Genomic DNA, 16,566 nt, shown 5'->3' with positions numbered 1-16,566 from the left:
GTCGGCCTCCATCCGGCACGGACAGGTGGGTCAATGACCGACGGCTCCCGCGACGACACCCCGGAGCGGGCCGACCCGATCCCGGCGCTCCGCGATCCCGACCGGCTGCGTTCCCTCGCCGAGACCCGGCTGACCGCCGCCCCCGACGAGGCGTTCGACCGGTTCGCCCGGCTGGTCGGGGACCTGCTCGACGTGCCGGTCGCGCTGGTCTCCCTGGTCGACGCCGAACGTCAGTTCTTCCCCGGCGAGGTGGGCCTGGCCCGGCCGTGGGCCGCCCGGCGGCAGACCCCGCTGAGCCACTCGTTCTGCCAGCACGTCGTCGACCTCGGCACCCCGATGGTGCTGCCGGACGCCCGGCTCCATCCCGCCCTGCGGGACAACCTCGCCGTGCCCGAGCTGGGCGTGGTGGCGTACGCCGGGATGCCGCTGACCGACCTGGAGGGACGCGTCCTCGGGTCGCTCTGCGCGATCGACGACAAGCCGCGCGACTGGACCGCCGAGCAGTTGCGGACGCTCGCCGACCTGGCCGCCGCCTGCTCCTCGGAGCTGCGGCTGCGGATCGCCCTGGAGGGCGCCGAGCAGGCCCGGCGGCGCGCCGAGGAGGCCAACGGCCGGCTGGAGCTGCTGGCCGGGCTGGCGGGGACCCTGGCCGGGACGCTCGACGTGGCCACCGCGCTGCGCCGCCTGCGCGACACGATGGTGCCGCTGCTGGCCGACTGGTCGCTGGTGACCCTGGTCGGGCCCGACGGGGCGCCGCGCGACGTGACCGCCGCGCACCGCGACCCGGCCCGCGCCCCCGACGTCGCCCGCTTCGCCGAGCTGATGCGCACGGGGCTGAGCCCCGACTCGATCACCCGGGCGGTGCTGCGTACCGGGCGGCCCGTGCTGGGCAGCGCCGCCACCCTCGCCGACGTGCGGCGGGGCACGATCGGGCCGGAGATGCCGGAGATCGCCGCCCGCCTCGGCTTCTCCTCGCACCTCAGCGTGCCGATCACCGACGCCGGGCGGGTGCTGGGCTGCATCACCCTGATCAACGGGCCGCAACGGCGGCACTTCGACGACAGCGACCTGCTCATCGCCGAGGACATCGGCCGCCGGGCCGGACAGGCGATCGGCAACAGCCGGATGTACGGCGAACAGCGGCACGTCGCGCACGTCCTGCAACACAGCATGCTGCCGCGGCTGCCCGTCACCGACGACCTCGAACTGGCCGCCCGCTACCAGCCGGCGGCGGACCGGGTCGAGGTCGGCGGCGACTGGTACGACGCCTTCCGTCAGCCCGGCGGGGAGCTGATCGCGGCGATCGGCGACGTGGCCGGGCACGACATCGAGGCCGCCGCGACCATGGGACAGCTGCGCAACCTCGTGCGGGGCAACGCGTACGGCCGGCCCGACGCGGTCGACAAGCTGATGAGCCGCCTGGACGAGACGATTCGCGGGCTGCGCATCCCCGCCGCGGCCACCGCCACCCTGGTGCGGCTGCGCGCCGACGACGCCGGCGGCCAGCGGGTCACCTGGTGCAACGCGGGCCACCCCGCGCCGCTCGTGGTGCGGGCCGGCGGCACGGTGGAGGTGCTCGCCGGGACGCCGGAGCCGCTGCTCGGGCTGAACCGTCCGGTGCGGCGGACCAGCCGGCACGCCCACCTGGCCACCGGGGACACCCTGCTGCTCTACACCGACGGCCTCATCGAGCGGCGGGACCGGTCCATCGACGAGGGGATGACCGAGCTGGTCGCCCGGCTGGGCGGTACGGACCGGCTGCCGCTGGGCGAGTTCTGCGACCTGCTGTTGACCGCCGCGCCCCACCGGGAGGACGACGTCGCGCTGCTGGCCGTCCGGGCGATCTGACCGCCCCACCGAGTCGGTCCGATCCGTCGACCCCGGTGGGACGTTCCGGCGGGCTACCCTGGGCCGGGTGAGCGCCCGTCCCCCGTACCCCCGCACCCGCCGTCTCCGGACGGCCCTGGCGGCCTCGTGCGCGACGCTGCTGCTGGCGACCGCCGGTTGCAGCCTCGGCGAGCCGGAGCCCGACCCGGCCGGTGAGCCGCCGACCTTCCCGACGCCGTCGGCGACGGCGAGCCCCGGCGGCGCCGGCCAGGAGGTCGTCACCACCGTGCTGGCCAAGGGCCTGCGGGTGCCGTGGGCGATCGCCTTCCTGCCCGACGGCGCCGCGCTGGTCACCGAGCGCGACAGCGGCCGGATCCTGCGGGTCGGCCCCGAGTCGGGGCCCGACGGGCTGAAGGTCACCCCGGTGCAGACCATCGCAGACGTGGCGGCGTCCGGCGAGGGCGGGCTGATGGGCATCGCCGTCTCGCCCGACTACCAGCGCGACAAGTCGGTCTTCGTCTACTACACGACCGAGCGGGACAACCGGATCGCCCGGCTGGAGCTGGGCGGCACGCCGGCCCCGATCCTCACCGGCATCCCCAAGGCCGGCATCCACAACGGTGGCGGCCTGGCCTTCGGCCCGGACGGCCTGCTCTACGCGAGCACCGGCGACGCCGGCGACCGGCCGCAGGCGCAGGACGTCAAGCGCCTCGGCGGCAAGATCCTGCGGATCACGAAGGACGGCAAGCCGGCGCCCGGCAACCCGTTCCCGAACTCCCCCGTGTGGTCGCTGGGCCACCGCAACGTCCAGGGCATCGCCTGGGACGCCGGCAAGCGGATGTACGCCGTGGAGTTCGGCCAGAACACCTGGGACGAGATCAACCAGGTCACCAAGGGGCGCAACTACGGGTGGCCGACGGTCGAGGGGCGCGGCGACGACAAGCGCTTCGTCAACCCCATCGCCCAGTGGCCGACGTCGGACGCGTCCTGCTCCGGGCTCACCGCCGTGGACCGGCTGCTCGTCACCGCGTGCCTGCGCGGCAAGCGACTCTGGCTGGTCGAGCTGACCGACACCGGCACCGTGCTCGGCCAGCCGCGCGAGCTGCTGACCGACCGCTTCGGGCGGCTGCGTGCCGTGGCCGCCGCTCCCGACGGCTCGATCTGGGTGAGCACCTCGAACCACGACGGGCGGGGCCAGCCGCAACCCGAGGACGACCGGCTGCTGCGGCTGGTCTTCGCGGGCGGCGGGGCCGGCCGGAGCTGACGCACCGGCTCATCCGGGTTTCCCAAGATCCTTCAGTGGGCAGGTCAGAATCTCACCATGGACGGCCAGGAGAACGAACAGCACGCGAACCGGGACGAGGACGCCCCGGCGACCGGTCCTGCCCCGCGCCCGCTCCGGCGGGGTGGCGCCGACCGGACCGGCCGGCGCGCCCTCCGCGCGACCGGGTGGACCCTGGCGGTCCTCGTCGTAGCCCTGGTCGGCGTGGTGATCGGCGTGCTCGCCGGTGGCCGCGTCAGCACGGACATCGGCCCGTTCCAGGCCGACCTCACGGTCGCGCCGGCGCTGGGCGGCGGCACCACCGTCGACATCCCGCCGCTGGGCGCACTGCTGCTCGACAGCCACGACGGGCCGACCCACCTGACGGTGGAGCTGGGCGCGCTGGACCAGAGCCGCACGGAGGCGCTGCTCGACGATCCGGCGAGCATCAACCGGGCCAGCCAGTCGGCCGTCGACGACGTCCGCGAGGGCGTGCTGCGCCTCGGCCTGCGGACGCTCGCCTCGGCGGTGCTGGTCACCCTGCTGCTGGCGCTGCTGCTCTTCCGCGACACCCGCCGGGCGGCCTGGGCGGGCGGGCTGGCGCTGGTGATCACCGCCAGCAGCCTCGGCACCGCCGCGGCCACCATCCGGCCGGAGTCGATCGAGGAGCCGCGCTACGAGGGGCTGCTGGTCAACGCCCCCGCGATCGTCGGTGACGCCCGGCGGATCGCGAACGACTACACCCGGTACGCCGAGCAGCTCCAGCGCATCGTCGGCAACGTCAGCCAGCTCTACACCACCGTGTCGTCGCTGCCGGTCTACGAGCCCGCCCCCGGCACGACCCGCGTACTGCACGTCTCCGACATGCACCTCAACCCGACCGGCTGGCAGCTCATCCGCACCGTCGTCGAGCAGTTCGGCATCGACGTGGTGATCGACACCGGGGACATCACCGACTGGGGCTCCGAGCCGGAGGCCTCGTACGTCGGCTCGATCGGCCTGCTCAGGAAGCCGTACGTCTACATCCGGGGCAACCACGACTCGGGGCGGACCGCGGCGGCCGTGGCCCGCCAGCCGAACGCGATCGTGCTGAGCAACACGACCACCACGGTCGCGGGGCTGACCATCGCCGGCATCGGCGACCCGCGCTTCACCCCCGACAAGAACACCTCGCCGGCGGGCAGCGGTCTCACCCAGCAGACCGCGGACCAGCTCATCGGCGTCGGCGACCAGCTCGCGGCCACGGTAGGCAGCTCGCCGCGCCCGGTGAACATCGCGCTGGTACACGACCCGGCCTCCGCCGGTCCCCTGTCGGGCGCGTGCCCGCTGGTGCTCGCCGGGCACACCCACGACCGGCAGGTCTCGAAGCTGCCCGAGGTGCCCGGGAAGGGACCCACCCAGCTGATGGTGCAGGGGTCCACGGGCGGTGCCGGCCTGCGCGGCCTGGAGGGCGAGAAGCCCACCCCGCTGTCGATGACGGTGCTCTACTTCGACAAGGACAAGCTGCTCCAGGCGTACGACGACATCACCGTCGGCGGCACGGGGCAGGCGCAGGTGAACCTGGAGCGGCACGTCGTGGAGGACCCGAAGGCCGGTGCTCCCGTCCCCGTCACCCCCACCCCGACCCGCTGACCGCCGCCGCGTCGACCCGGCACGCCCCGAACGCCGCGCGAGTGATCGCGCCCCGCCTGACCGCCGCGCCTCCGACTGCCCTGCCCTGCCCCTGATCGCCCGGCCTTGGTCCCCGAGTCGTCGCGCACGCCGAGGTGGCCGCGGTCGTGATGCTGGCCATCGACGGCATCGAGCGGTCGTTCTTGGCCGTCACCACGCCGCCGTCCGCCACCTGCGGCCGTCACCGCGCCGCCGTCCGTCACCTGCCGCCGTCACCTTCAGTAAGCGACCTCGTTCGGTGCCGACCACGCCCTCGGACGCTTTGCTCTGCAGCCATGGATGCACCAGTGACTGACAGCAACGATCCGCTGTCGGCATTCGCCGGGCGCGTTTTGCGCCGTAGCTGTTCAGAGGCATGGTGCATCCGTGGCTGCAGAGCAAAGGGCGCAAGCGGCACCGCCGCACCTCTCGCTCGCCATCACACTCCGTCACACAGGGCCTGAACTACTGTCGGTAATCAGCCCCGCGATCGTCGGCTGGCCCTGCGCCGGATGACCGTAGGAGGCCTTGACGCTGCTCGGCGATGGCTCGAGCGTCTCGCAGCACAAGGCTGGGGACCGGGTCCCGGCCGCCCTCCTGCACCCACGCCGCAGGCCCGCCCAGCCGCCGCCGTCCACCCGCAACCGCGCCCGCCCGCGCGGCGGGTGACGGGCCGCGACAGGCTCCTGCGGGTCAGCGCAGGGACAGGGCCGCGAGGGCGGCGTTGACGATGCTGCCGGGCAGCAGATCGTGCAGGTCGTACAGCTCGTGGACGCTGCCGGACTGGCCGAACTCGTCCACGCCCAGCGGCACCGCCGGGGCGGCGAGCGCCGAGCCGAGCCAGGCCATGGCGTGCGAGGCGGCGTCGTGCACCGTCACCACCGGCACCCGGTCGACGAACGCCGAGCGCAGCGCGCCCGGCACGCTCGGCACGGTGGCCGTGCGTACGCCCTGGCGCAGGGTGCGCTGCCAGGCCCGGTAGAGCCGGTCCAGCGAGGTGACGTCGACGACGTGCGCGGCGATGCCCTCCTCGGCCAGTTCCGCCGCCGCGGCGAGCACCTCGGGCAGCACCGCGCCGGAGGCGGCGAGCTGCACCACCGGGGCGTCGGCCAGGTGCGGGTACGCCTCGTGGGCGTCCACCAGCCGGTACGCCCCGGCGACCGCCTGCCGACGCAGCACCGCGTCGCCGAGCCGGGCCCGCGCCGCCTCGAAGGGCGCCTGGTCGATCGGGCGGGTGCTGAGCCGGAAGTAGTACGCCCCGTCCTCGGCCGGAGCGGCGGTCGCCGACGGGGCGGCCCCGCCGGCGATCTGGCCCAGCGCGTCGCAGAGCAGCCAGTCCAGGGTGGCCGCGTACGCGGGTTCGAGGAACGTCACCCCGGGCAGCTCCAGGCCAACCGAGGCGGTGATGGTCGACTGGTGGGCGCCGCCCTCCGGGGCGAGCGTGATGCCCGACGGGGTGCCGGCGACCACGAACCGGGAGCCGGAGTAGGTGCCGTAGAGGAACGCGTCCAGGCCGCGCAGCACGAACGGGTCGTAGACCGTGCCGACCGGCAGCAGCGGTTGCGCCGACAGGTCCCACGACAGGCCGAGCTGCCCGAGCAGCAGGAACAGGTTCATCTCCGAGATGCCCAGCTCGATGTGCTGCCCGGCGGGGCTCTCCGTCCAGCGCAGCATCCGGTCCTCGGTCCAGGAGCGCTGCTCGGTCGGGGCGAAGACGCCGGTCTTGTTGATGAACCCGGCCAGGTTGGTGGAGGTCGCCACGTCCGGCGCGGTGGTGACCAGGTAGCGGCCCACCTCCGGGTTGCGGGCCAGCTCGACCAGCACCCGGCCGAAGACCTCCTGCGTCGAGATCGGCTTGTTCGCGCGTACCCGCGTCGTTTCCGGGACGGTGACGCCCAGCGCCCGCTCGCGGGGCGCGCGGGACAGCGCCTCCCGGCGCGCGCCGGCCCGGATGCCGGCCTCCGACGCCGGGTCCAGGCGGTCCCACTCGGTCTCGCGCGTCAGCCCGTGCGCGGCGCGCAGCGCGTCGACCTGCTCGGCGGTGAGCAGCGCCGAGTGGTTGCGCGGATTGCCGGCGATCGGCAGACCCCAACCCTTCACGGTGTACGCGAAGACCACGCTGGGCCGGTCGGTGACCGCGTCGCACTGGGCGTACGCGTCGAGCATCGCCGCCATGTCGTGCCCGCCCAGGTCGGTGACGAGCGGCCCCAGCTCGTCGTCGCCGACGTCGGCGATGAACGCCTCGATGCCGTCGGGTGCGCCGTCGAGGAACTGCTTGCGCAGCGCCGCACCGGTGAGCCCGAACAGCGACTGGTACTGCTCGTTGGGCATCGCGTCGATCCAGTCGCGCAGCGCCTCGCCGCCCGGCCGGGCGTACGCCTCGGCGAGCCGACGGCCGTACTTGACCTCCACCACGTGCCAGCCGGCAGCCTCGAACTGGCCCCGCCACTGGTTGATCCGCACCCCGGGCACCACCCGGTCCAGCGACTGCCGGTTGAAGTCGACCAGCCACGTCACGTTGCCCAGGCCGGTGGTGGCCGGGTCGGCGACGGCCTCCCAGATGTTGCCCTCGTCCAGCTCGGCGTCGCCGATCAGCGCGACGAACCGGGAGTGCGGGCGGGCGCCGAAGTGCGCGTCGACGTAGCGCCGGGTCGCGGCGGCGAAGAGCGGCGCCGCCGCGCCGAGCCCGACGGAGCCGGTGGAGAAGTCGACCTCGTCCGGGTCCTTCGTCCGCGACGGGTACGACTGGAGCCCGCCCCGGGCGCGCAGCCTCGTCAGGTAGGAGCGGTCGAGGTTGCCCAGCAGGTACTGGATGGCGTGGAAGACCGGCGAGGCGTGCGGCTTGACCGCCACCCGGTCCTCGGCGTCCAGGTGCGCGAACCACAGCGCCGTCATGGCGGTGACCAGCGAGGCGCTGGACGCCTGGTGCCCGCCGACCTTCACCCCGTCGCCGGTGTCCCGGTCGTGGTTGGCCGCGTCCACGATCCGGGTCGCGAGCCAGAGCACCCGCTGCTGGATCTCGTCGAGGACGTCGAGGTCGGTACGGTTCACGGTCGACTCCAGGGGTCCGGCAGTCACCGTTGACGGCCGGTCGGGGGCGGGCGGGCTGCGCGGCGTGCACAGCCGCCGCGCACGACGGACGCACGCGGCGGCTCAGGTGTAGGGAAGGGCACCTTCCTATCCGGAAAACGTCAGGAAGGTGCCCTTCCTTTCAGGTCAGGCGGAGAGGCGCTCCAGGATCAGCTCGCGGACGGTCTTGGCGTCGGCCTGGCCACGGGTGGTCTTCATGACCGCGCCGACCAGGGCTCCCGCCGCGGCGACCTTGCCGCTGCGGATCTTGTCGGCGATGTCGGGGTTGGCGGCGATCGCCTCGTCCACGGCGGCGGTGAGCGCGCCCGTGTCGGAGACGACCTCCAGGCCCCGGTTGGTCATGATCTGCGTCGGCGAGCCCTCGCCGGCCACCACGCCCTCCAGCACGGTACGGGCCAGCTTGTCGTTGAGCTTGCCGGCGTCGACCAGGCCCTGGAGCTCGGCGACCTGCGCCGGGGTGGCCCCGATGTCGGCCAGCTCCACGCCGGTCTCGTTGGCCCGCCGGGACAGCTCGCCCAGCCACCACTTGCGGGCGGCGGCCGGGGTGGCGCCCGCGGCGACCGTGGCCTCGATCAGCTCGACGGCACCGGCGTTGAGCACCGACTGCATGTCCGCGTCGGAGAGGCCCCACTGCTCCTGGAGCCGCCGGCGGTGCAGCCGGGGCAGCTCGGGCAGGGCGGCCTTCAGCTCGGCGACCCATGCGGTGTCCGGCGCCAGCGGCACCAGGTCGGGCTCCGGGAAGTACCGGTAGTCGGTCGCGGTCTCCTTGGACCGGCCCGGCGTGGTGTCGCCGGTGTCCTCGTGGAAGTGCCGGGTCTCCTGGGTGATCCGGCCGCCCGCGTCGAGCACGGACGCCTGCCGGATGATCTCCGAGCGGACCGCCCGCTCGACCGACCGCAGCGAGTTGACGTTCTTGGTCTCCGTGCGGGTGCCCCACTCCTCGCCGGGCAGGTTGAGGGAGGTGTTCACGTCGCAGCGCAGCGACCCCTCCTCCATCCGCACGTCGGAGACGCCCAGCGAGCGGAGCACGTCGCGCAGCTCGGTGACGTACGCGCGGGCCACCTCGGGGGCGAGCGCACCGGTGCCGGGGACCGGCTTGGTGACGATCTCCACCAGCGGGATGCCGGCCCGGTTGTAGTCGACCAGCGACTCGGTGGCGCCGTGGATGCGACCGGTGGCGCCGCCGACGTGCAGCGTCTTGCCGGTGTCCTCCTCCAGGTGCACCCGCTCGATGCCGATGCGCACCAGCTCGCCGTTGACCTCGACGTCCAGGTAGCCCTCGAAGCACAGCGGCTCGTCGTACTGGCTGATCTGGAAGTCCTTCGGCATGTCCGGGTAGAAGTAGTTCTTCCGGGCGAAGCGGCACCACTCGGCAATCGAGCAGTTCAGCGCCAGGCCGATCCGGATCGTCGCCTCGATGGCGGCCCGGTTGGCGACCGGCAGGGAGCCGGGCAGGCCCAGGCAGACCGGGCAGACCCGGGTGTTCGGCTCGCCACCGAAGTCGGTCGGGCAGCCGCAGAACATCTTGGTGTTCGTGCCCAGCTCGACGTGGGTCTCCAGGCCGATCACCGGTTCGTAGCGCGCGACGACCTCGTCGTACGCGGGCAGTGTCGTCGTCATCTGAGCTCCTGCCTCACAGTGCCGGTGGGGTGAACGTGCCGACGGCGCTCTCCAGCGCGGCGGCGACCCGGTACATGCGGTCGTCGGCCATCGTCGGGGCCATGATCTGGAAACCGACCGGCAGCCCGTCGGAGAGCCCGCACGGCACCGAGATGCCCGGCCCGCCGTACAGGTTCGTCGGGATCGTGAACAGGTCGGCCAGGTACATCTGGTACGGGTCGGCGGTGCGCGCCCCGAGCGGGAACGCCACGAACGGGGTGGTCGGCGAGATCAGCGCGTCGACCCGCTCGAACGCCGCGGTGAAGTCCCGCGTGATGAGGGTGCGGACCTTCTGCGCCTGCCCGTAGTAGGCGTCGTAGTAGCCCGACGAGAGCGCGTACGTGCCGATCATGATGCGGCGCTTGACCTCGGCGCCGAAGCCGGCCTCCCGGGTCAGCGACATGACCTCCTCCAGCGACCGGTTGCCGTCGTCGCCGACCCGCAGGCCGAAGCGGACGCCGTCGAACCGGGCCAGGTTGGAGGAGGCCTCGCTCGGGGCGATCAGGTAGTACGCCGGCAGCGCGTAGCGGAAGTGGGGGCAGGACACCTCGACGATCTCGGCGCCCAGCTTGGCCAGCGCGTCGACCGACTCGCGGAACGCCGCCAGCACGCCCGGCTCGGCGCCCTCGGCGGCGAACTCGGTGACGATGCCGAGCTTCACGCCCGTCAGGTCGCCGGTCGCGCCGAGCCTGGCGGCGGCCACCACGTCCGGCACGGGCTGCGGGATCGAGGTGGAGTCGCGCGGGTCGTGCCCGCCGATCACCTCGTGCAGCAGCGCGGCGTCCAGCACCGTACGGGCGCAGGGGCCGGGGGTGTCCAGGGAGGACGAGAACGCCACCAGGCCGTAGCGGGAGGTGCCGCCGTAGGTGGGCTTCGCGCCGACGGTGCCGGTGACCGCGCCGGGCTGGCGGATCGAGCCGCCGGTGTCGGAGCCGATCGCCAGCGGCGCCTCGTACGCGGCCAGCGCCGCGGAGCTGCCGCCGCCCGAGCCGCCCGGGATGCGGCTCAGGTCCCACGGGTTGTGCGTCGGCCCGTACGCCGAGTATTCCGTGGAGGAGCCCATCGCGAACTCGTCCATGTTGGTCTTGCCGAGCATCACCGTGCCGGCGGCGCGCAGCCGCTGCACGATCGTCGAGTCGTACGGCGGGCGCCAGCCCTCCAGGATCTTCGACCCGACGGTGGTCGGCACGCCCTTGGTGGTCAGCACGTCCTTGACGGCGACCGGCACGCCGGCCAGCGGGCCCAGCTCCTCGCCGGCGGCGCGGCGGGCGTCGACCTCGGCGGCGGCGGCGAGCGCGCCCTCGGAGTCGACGTGCAGGAACGCGTTCACCCGGTCGTCGACGGCGGCGATCCGGTCCAGGTGCGCCCGGGTCACCTCGACGGCGGAGGCCTCACCGGCGGCGACGAGCCCGGCGATCTCCGTCGCGGTCAGTCTGATCAGATCGCTCATGACGCCACATCCTCGTCCAGGATCCGCGGTACGCGGAACCGCTGCTCCTCGGCGTCGGGCGCACCCGACAGCGCCTCCTGCGGGGTCAACCCGGGCACCACGACGTCGTCGCGCAGGACGTTGGTCAGCGGCACCGAGTGCGACGTCGGCGGGATGTCCGCCGCGGTGACCTCGCCGACCTGCGCGACCGCCTGGAGGATCACGTCGAGCTGGCCGGCGAAGGTGTCCAGCTCCTCCTCCGAGACGGCTAGCCGCGACAGTCGCGCCAGGTGCGCGACCTCCTCGCGGGAGATGGCGGCCATCGGTGCCCCCTTCGTGACGGTGCTGCGGGTCGGACCGGGTGTCGGCCGCGCGGCCGAGATGCGTGACGCGCGGTGACCGGAGCGAGTCTATTGTTCCGCCCCGACGGCGCGTCCCCGACTCCCCCTCCGGCGCGGCGGGGCGCCTCCAACTCCCCTCCGAGCCCGCGCCACCGGACCGCCGGCCGGGACACGGCGCGACCGGCGCGGCGGGGCGTCGTGTGCCGACGGCCGCGCCGGGCGGGGCGGGGTGGCTCAGCGGGCGTGCCGACGGGGGATCTCCGCGTCGGGGCTGGGCGTCGGGCGGACCGGCCGGTAGCGGGCCAGCCAGCCGACCAGCTCCTCGGCCGGCATCGGGCGGGCGTAGAACCAGCCCTGTGCCGCGTCGCAGCCCGCCGCGTGCAGCATGCGCCAGGTGCGCTCGTCCTCGACGCCCTCGGCGACCACTCGCAGCCCGAGCGCCTTCGCCAGCTCGATCGTCGACTTGACGATCGCCGCGTCGTCGGCGTCCTCGGCCATCCCCAGCACGAAGGAGCGGTCCACCTTCACCTCGGACAGCGGCAGCCGCCGCAGGTGCTGGAGGGAGGAGTAGCCGGTGCCGAAGTCGTCCAACGAGATGCCCACGCCGATCCGGTGCAGCCGGGTGATGGTGGCCAGCACCCGACGCGGGTCGGCCATCAGGGCGCCCTCGGTGATCTCCAGTTGCAGCCGCTGCGGCGGCACGCCGTAGCGGGCGAGCCGGTCGGCGATCTGGTCGGCGATCTCCCCGGTGTGCAGGTCCCGCACGCTGACGTTGAGCGCCGCCGGCAGGCCCATTCCGGCGGCCGACCACTTGGCGAGCTGTTCCACCACGTCGTCCACCACCCGGCGGGTGAGCAGCCGCATCACCGCGCTCTGCTCGGCGACCCGGATCAGCTCCTCCGGGTCCACCATCCCCCGGCGGGGGTGCCGCCAGCGCAGCAGCGCCTCCACGCCGACCACCTCGCCGGTCGCGATGGCGACCTGCGGCTGGTAGTACATGGTGATCTCGCCCGCGTCGACGGCCGCAGCGGTGTCCGCGTCCCGCCGGCCGGCCGCGCCGTGCCGGGCACCGCGCCGGCCCGTCGGGGCCAGGTCGCCGCCGCGATCCCCCGCGCCGTCGTCGACGGGCGGCCCCTGCCGGCGTACGACCGCGCCGCCCTGCCCGCCGGGGTGCCCGGCGCCGTTGCGGCGGCCGGGACCGTCGCCCCGGTCGGGGCCGATCTCCCCCGCCGCCATCGTCCGGCGGCGGATCGGGTCCGCGGCGGTCACGATCCGGTTGATCAGCTCGTCGCCGGGCGGCGGACCGGGCCGCGGCCGGCGGCGGCGCAGCCGCCAGCGGCCGGAGCCAGGCGTGAGGCCGGAGCCAGGCGTGAGGCCGGAGCCGGACGTCAGGCCGGAGCCGGGCGTGAGGCCGGCGACGTCGGCCGGGAGTTCGGCCCCGTCCCCGCCCCGCGCGCCGCCGGCCCGCCCGTCACCCGGCAGCCGGCCGCCCGGCGTCGGTCCCGCCGGGACGGCCACCGCCCCGTCGTCGCCCGGGGCGCCGGCACCGTCCCCGGCGGGCGGGGCGATCTCGGGACGGCCCGCCTCGAGCACCCGGCGCAGGTCCGCGAGCAGGCCGAGCCGCTCGGCGGAGTTGTGGTCGGACTCGGCCGCGTAGACCGCCACGGTGTCGTTGCGGTGCTTGGCGTCGTACATCGCCACGTCGGCGTGGCGCATCAGGGTCGCGAAGTCCTCGCCGTGCTCCGGGAAGAGCGCGACGCCGATCGAGCCGCCCACGTCGAGCGGCAACCCGTCCAGCGACACCGGCTCGGCCAGCGCCCGCACCACGCGGCCGGCGAGCTCCCGGGCCTCGTCGACGTCGGCCAGGCCGGTCATCACGATGGCGAACTCGTCCCCGCCCAGCCGGGCGACCATGCCCTCGCCGACCACGTCGGTCAGCCGCGCGCTCACCTCGACCAGCAGCCGGTCCCCCACCGCGTGCCCGAGCGCGTCGTTGACGTTCTTGAACCGGTCGAGGTCGATCAGGAGCAGGGCCAGCCGGGCGGCGGGCTCGCCGCGGGCCGCCCGTTCGGAGTGCACGTGCACCTGCTCGCCGACCTCGGCCAGCAACGCCTTGCGGTTGGGCAGGCCGGTGAGCGGGTCCAGCGAGGCGAGCTGCTGCTGCTCGACGCTGAGCCGGGCCATCCGGTAGACGGCGAACAGCGGCACCAGCACCAGCGGGATCAGCGCCGCGCTGGCCCGCGCCGCCGCGACCAGCACCGGAGCGAGCAGCAGCAACGAGCCGGTGGAGAGCAGCTCGAAGCCCAGCCCCTGCCGCAGGCTGGGCCACCACCGGTCGCCGAAGCGCAGCCGGACGGCCGTGCTGACCAGCGCGTAGTTGACGGCGAACCAGGCCACCGTCGCGCCGCCCACCGCCAGCACGTCCGTGCCGCGCAGCCGGCCGCCGTCGAAGATGCTGCCGGGCCCCAGCCAGGTGACCGCGTACGCGGCGCCCAGCGCTGCCGCGTACTGGGCGGCGTTGAAGGCGGTCCGCCATGGGGCGTGGCCCATCCGCCAGCCGGAGACGACGACGGCCACCGCCTGCACCAGGACCGCCGGGCCGAACCCCCAGCCGAGCAGGATGGCGAAGGTGAAGCAGGTGGACGGGAAGACCGCGGAGGTCTGCCGGCGCCCGGGCGGGACGAACGGGCGCGCGTCGCAGCCGACGGCCAGGGCCGCCATCACCCAGAACGCCACCGGCAGTCGCGGCAGTTCGGCCGAGAGGTCGAGCAGCGGGCGTACGCAGAGCACCGCCGCCAGCGCGGCCACCGACCAGACGAAGGCGAAGAACGGGCGTGCCCGGCCAGGCGGAACGGAGTTTCGCGAGTCCGCGGACTCCATCACACCTCCCGAGGGCTCTGTCCACGGGCGTGACCGGTCGCACGCCGTGCCACCAATGAAACGCCCTCCGTGTCTCAATGCCCGGCACGACAGTCGCGAATCGGTCGTAGTCGTAATTAAGTTGGTATCTCGACCGGGCGCCTCCCGCCGTCGCGGCCCGGTCGGTCGCCCCGTCCTGCCTGCCCCGCCGGGGCGGTGGCCGCCTCCGCCCGGTCGTCACTCCTCGGTGCGGGCGACCTCCCGGGCGGCCTCCGGGCCGGCGTCGAGCAGCACCCGGAAGCCGTCCTCGTCCAGCACCGGCACCTTCAGGCTGGCCGCCTTGTCGGCCTTCGAGCCGGGATTCTCACCCACCACGACGAAGGACGTCTTCTTGGAGACGGACCCGCTCACCTTGCCGCCCCGGCTCTGGATCGCCTCGGACGCCTGGTCGCGGCTGAACCCGGGCAGCGTGCCGGTCACCACGACCGTGAGCCCCTCCAGGGGACGCGGCCCCTCGTCGACCGCCTCCTCCGCCATCCGTACGCCGGCCTCGCGCCACTTGCGGACCAGCTCGCGGTGCCAGTCGACGGCGAACCACTCCCGGATGCTCGCCGCGATCGTCGGCCCGACGCCGTCGACAGAGGAGAGCTCCTCCTCGCCGGCCCGGTCGATCGCCTCGATGGAGCGGAAGTGCCGGGCGAGCGCCTGCGCGGCGGTGGGGCCGACGTGCCGGATGGACAGGCCCACCAGCACCCGCCACAGGTCGCGTTCCCTGGCCACGGCCAGGTTGTCCAGCAGCTTGACGGCGTTGCTGCCGAGCGTGCCGTCCTTGTTGACGAAGAAGGGCGAGCGCGCGAGCTGCTTCTCGTCCAACGAGAACAGGTCGCCCTCGTCGGTGATGACCTCCGCGTCGAGCAGTGCTGCCGCGCCCTTGTGGCCGAGCGCCTCGATGTCGAACACCTTGCGGCCGGCGAGGTGGTAGACCCGCTCGCGCAGCTGACCGGGGCAGGTGCGCGAGTTGGGGCAGCGGATGTCGACGTCCGCCTCCTTCGCCGGGGCGAGCGGCGTGCCGCAGGCCGGGCAGGTGGTCGGCATGACGAACGGCCGGGCGTCGGCGGGACGCAGGTCGACCACCGGGCCGAGCACCTCGGGGATCACGTCGCCGGCCTTGCGCAGCACCACGATGTCGCCGATCAGGACGCCCTTGCGTTCGACCTCCCGGGCGTTGTGCAGGGTGGCGTAGGCGACGGTGGAGCCGGCCACCTTGACCGGTTGGAGGACGGCGCGCGGCGTGACCCGGCCGGTGCGTCCGACCTCGACGTCGATGTCGAGCAGCTTCGTGTTCACCTCCTCCGGCGGATATTTGAAGGCGATCGCCCAGCGCGGCGCCCGGCTGGTCGAGCCGAGCCGACCCTGGATGGAGACCGGGTCGACCTTGACCACCACGCCGTCGATCTCGTGCTCGACGTCGTGCCGGTGCTCGGCGTAGTGGGCGATGTATTCCGCGACACCGGCCAGGTCGGGCACCACCCGCCAGCGGTCACTGGTCGGCAGCCCCCACGCCTTCAACGCCGCGTAGGACTCGGACTGCGTGACCGGCTGGAAGCCACGGCGGGCGCCGATGCCGTGCACCACCAGGCGCAGCGGCCGGGAGGCGGTGACCCGCGGGTCCTTCTGGCGCAGGCTGCCGGCGGCGGCGTTGCGCGGGTTGGCGAACGGCGGCTTGCCCTGCTCGACCAGGCCGGCGTTGAGGTCGGCGAAGGCCGCCACCGGGAAGTAGATCTCGCCCCGGACCTCGACGAACTCGGGCACGTCGCCGAACTCGGCCGACGTGGCGAGCTGGCCCGGCACGTCGCGGATGCTGCGCACGTTGGCGGTGACGTCCTCGCCGGTGCGGCCGTCGCCCCGGGTCGCCGCCCGGACCAGTCGCCCGCGCTCGTAGGTGAGGTTGATGGCGAGCCCGTCGACCTTCAGCTCGCACAGGTAGGGAACCGACCCGCCCGCGTCGCGCTCGACCCGCTCGGCCCAGGCCGCCAGCTCCTCGTCGGCGAAGGCGTTGTCGAGCGAGAGCATCCGCTCGGCGTGGGCGACGGGGGTGAAGTCGGTGGAGAAGGTGCCGCCGACCCGCTGCGTCGGCGACTCGGGGGTGCGTAGCGCCGGGAACTGCTCCTCCAGCGCCTCCAGCTCCCGCAGTTGCCGGTCGAACTCGGCGTCGGGGATGGTCGGCGCGTCCAGCACGTAGTAGCGGTACTGGTGCTCCGTCAGCTCCTGGCTGAGCGTGGCGTGCCGTTCCCGGGCGTCGGGGGTCGGTTCGGCGCCGGCCGCCGCCTCCTGTGCCGGAGTGACCTGCTGGGCAATGGTTTCCTCGGACACCGTGCGACCTCCCGTGATTCCGCTACCTCGGCACCGTATCGGTCCGGTGGGACAATCCGCCGGCCACCCGTCGCGCC

Annotated in this window: 9 protein-coding genes; 3 read left to right on the top strand and 6 right to left on the bottom strand. The window is 74.0% G+C overall.

All coding sequences use genetic code 11. The annotated features are described in order from the left end of the window. Window positions 1-33 precede the first annotated feature (33 nt). The 3 genes from OG989_RS13910 (at window position 34) to OG989_RS13900 (ending at window position 4,720) form a co-directional block, all read left to right on the top strand. Window positions 34-1,848 (top strand): SpoIIE family protein phosphatase, encoded by a 1,815-nt coding sequence (locus OG989_RS13910; RefSeq protein ID WP_327030722.1) that lies wholly within the window; start codon window positions 34-36, stop codon window positions 1,846-1,848. Window positions 1,849-1,915: 67 nt separating this feature from the next. Further along, a complete protein-coding gene (locus OG989_RS13905) occupies window positions 1,916-3,091 on the top strand; it encodes a PQQ-dependent sugar dehydrogenase (RefSeq protein WP_327030721.1) in 1,176 nt (391 codons plus the stop codon). 57 nt (window positions 3,092-3,148) lie between these two features. Next, window positions 3,149-4,720, top strand: a complete 1,572-nt coding sequence (locus tag OG989_RS13900) for a metallophosphoesterase (RefSeq protein ID WP_151456245.1) — start codon at window positions 3,149-3,151, stop codon at window positions 4,718-4,720. Window positions 4,721-5,431: 711 nt separating this feature from the next. Here OG989_RS13900 and OG989_RS13895 read toward each other — a convergent pair. From OG989_RS13895 to ligA, 6 genes are all read right to left on the bottom strand, one after another. Further along, window positions 5,432-7,789 (bottom strand): transketolase-like TK C-terminal-containing protein, encoded by a 2,358-nt coding sequence (locus tag OG989_RS13895; protein WP_327030720.1) that lies wholly within the window; start codon window positions 7,787-7,789, stop codon window positions 5,432-5,434. Window positions 7,790-7,954: 165 nt separating this feature from the next. After that, entirely contained in the window at window positions 7,955-9,448 is a 1,494-nt protein-coding gene (gene gatB / locus OG989_RS13890) for an Asp-tRNA(Asn)/Glu-tRNA(Gln) amidotransferase subunit GatB (protein ID WP_151456243.1), read from the bottom strand. A 13-nt stretch (window positions 9,449-9,461) separates the two neighbouring features. Continuing rightward, on the bottom strand, window positions 9,462-10,937 hold the full coding sequence (gene gatA, locus OG989_RS13885; RefSeq protein WP_151456242.1) for an Asp-tRNA(Asn)/Glu-tRNA(Gln) amidotransferase subunit GatA: 1,476 nt from the start codon (window positions 10,935-10,937) through the stop codon (window positions 9,462-9,464). Next, window positions 10,934-11,239: an Asp-tRNA(Asn)/Glu-tRNA(Gln) amidotransferase subunit GatC gene (gatC, locus tag OG989_RS13880; RefSeq protein ID WP_151456241.1), complete on the bottom strand. Its 306-nt coding sequence runs from the start codon at window positions 11,237-11,239 to the stop codon at window positions 10,934-10,936. The genes gatA and gatC overlap by 4 nt, the downstream gene beginning before the upstream one ends. A 252-nt stretch (window positions 11,240-11,491) precedes the next feature. After that, a complete protein-coding gene (locus tag OG989_RS13875) occupies window positions 11,492-14,137 on the bottom strand; it encodes a putative bifunctional diguanylate cyclase/phosphodiesterase (protein ID WP_327030719.1) in 2,646 nt (881 codons plus the stop codon). 216 nt (window positions 14,138-14,353) lie between these two features. Beyond that, window positions 14,354-16,489 carry an NAD-dependent DNA ligase LigA gene (gene ligA / locus OG989_RS13870; RefSeq protein WP_327030718.1) on the bottom strand — a complete coding sequence of 712 codons (2,136 nt, stop codon included), beginning with the start codon at window positions 16,487-16,489 and terminating at the stop codon, window positions 14,354-14,356. Window positions 16,490-16,566: the final 77 nt, after the last annotated feature.

Origin of the sequence: Micromonospora sp. NBC_01740 (assembly GCF_035920365.1) — a bacterium.
Lineage (GTDB): Bacteria > Actinomycetota > Actinomycetes > Mycobacteriales > Micromonosporaceae > Micromonospora > Micromonospora reichwaldensis.
The sequence above is the reverse complement of the archived record's forward strand: the minus strand, read 5'-3'. Positions and strand labels throughout refer to the sequence as shown.

Coding starts and splice junctions, on each gene's coding strand:
- OG989_RS13910 (WP_327030722.1), top strand. CDS start 34: ATGACCGACGGCTCCCGCGACGACACCCCGGAGCGGGCCGACCCGATC.
- OG989_RS13875 (WP_327030719.1), bottom strand. CDS start 14,137: ATGGAGTCCGCGGACTCGCGAAACTCCGTTCCGCCTGGCCGGGCACGC.
- gatA (WP_151456242.1), bottom strand. CDS start 10,937: ATGAGCGATCTGATCAGACTGACCGCGACGGAGATCGCCGGGCTCGTC.
- gatB (WP_151456243.1), bottom strand. CDS start 9,448: ATGACGACGACACTGCCCGCGTACGACGAGGTCGTCGCGCGCTACGAA.
- gatC (WP_151456241.1), bottom strand. CDS start 11,239: ATGGCCGCCATCTCCCGCGAGGAGGTCGCGCACCTGGCGCGACTGTCG.
- OG989_RS13900 (WP_151456245.1), top strand. CDS start 3,149: ATGGACGGCCAGGAGAACGAACAGCACGCGAACCGGGACGAGGACGCC.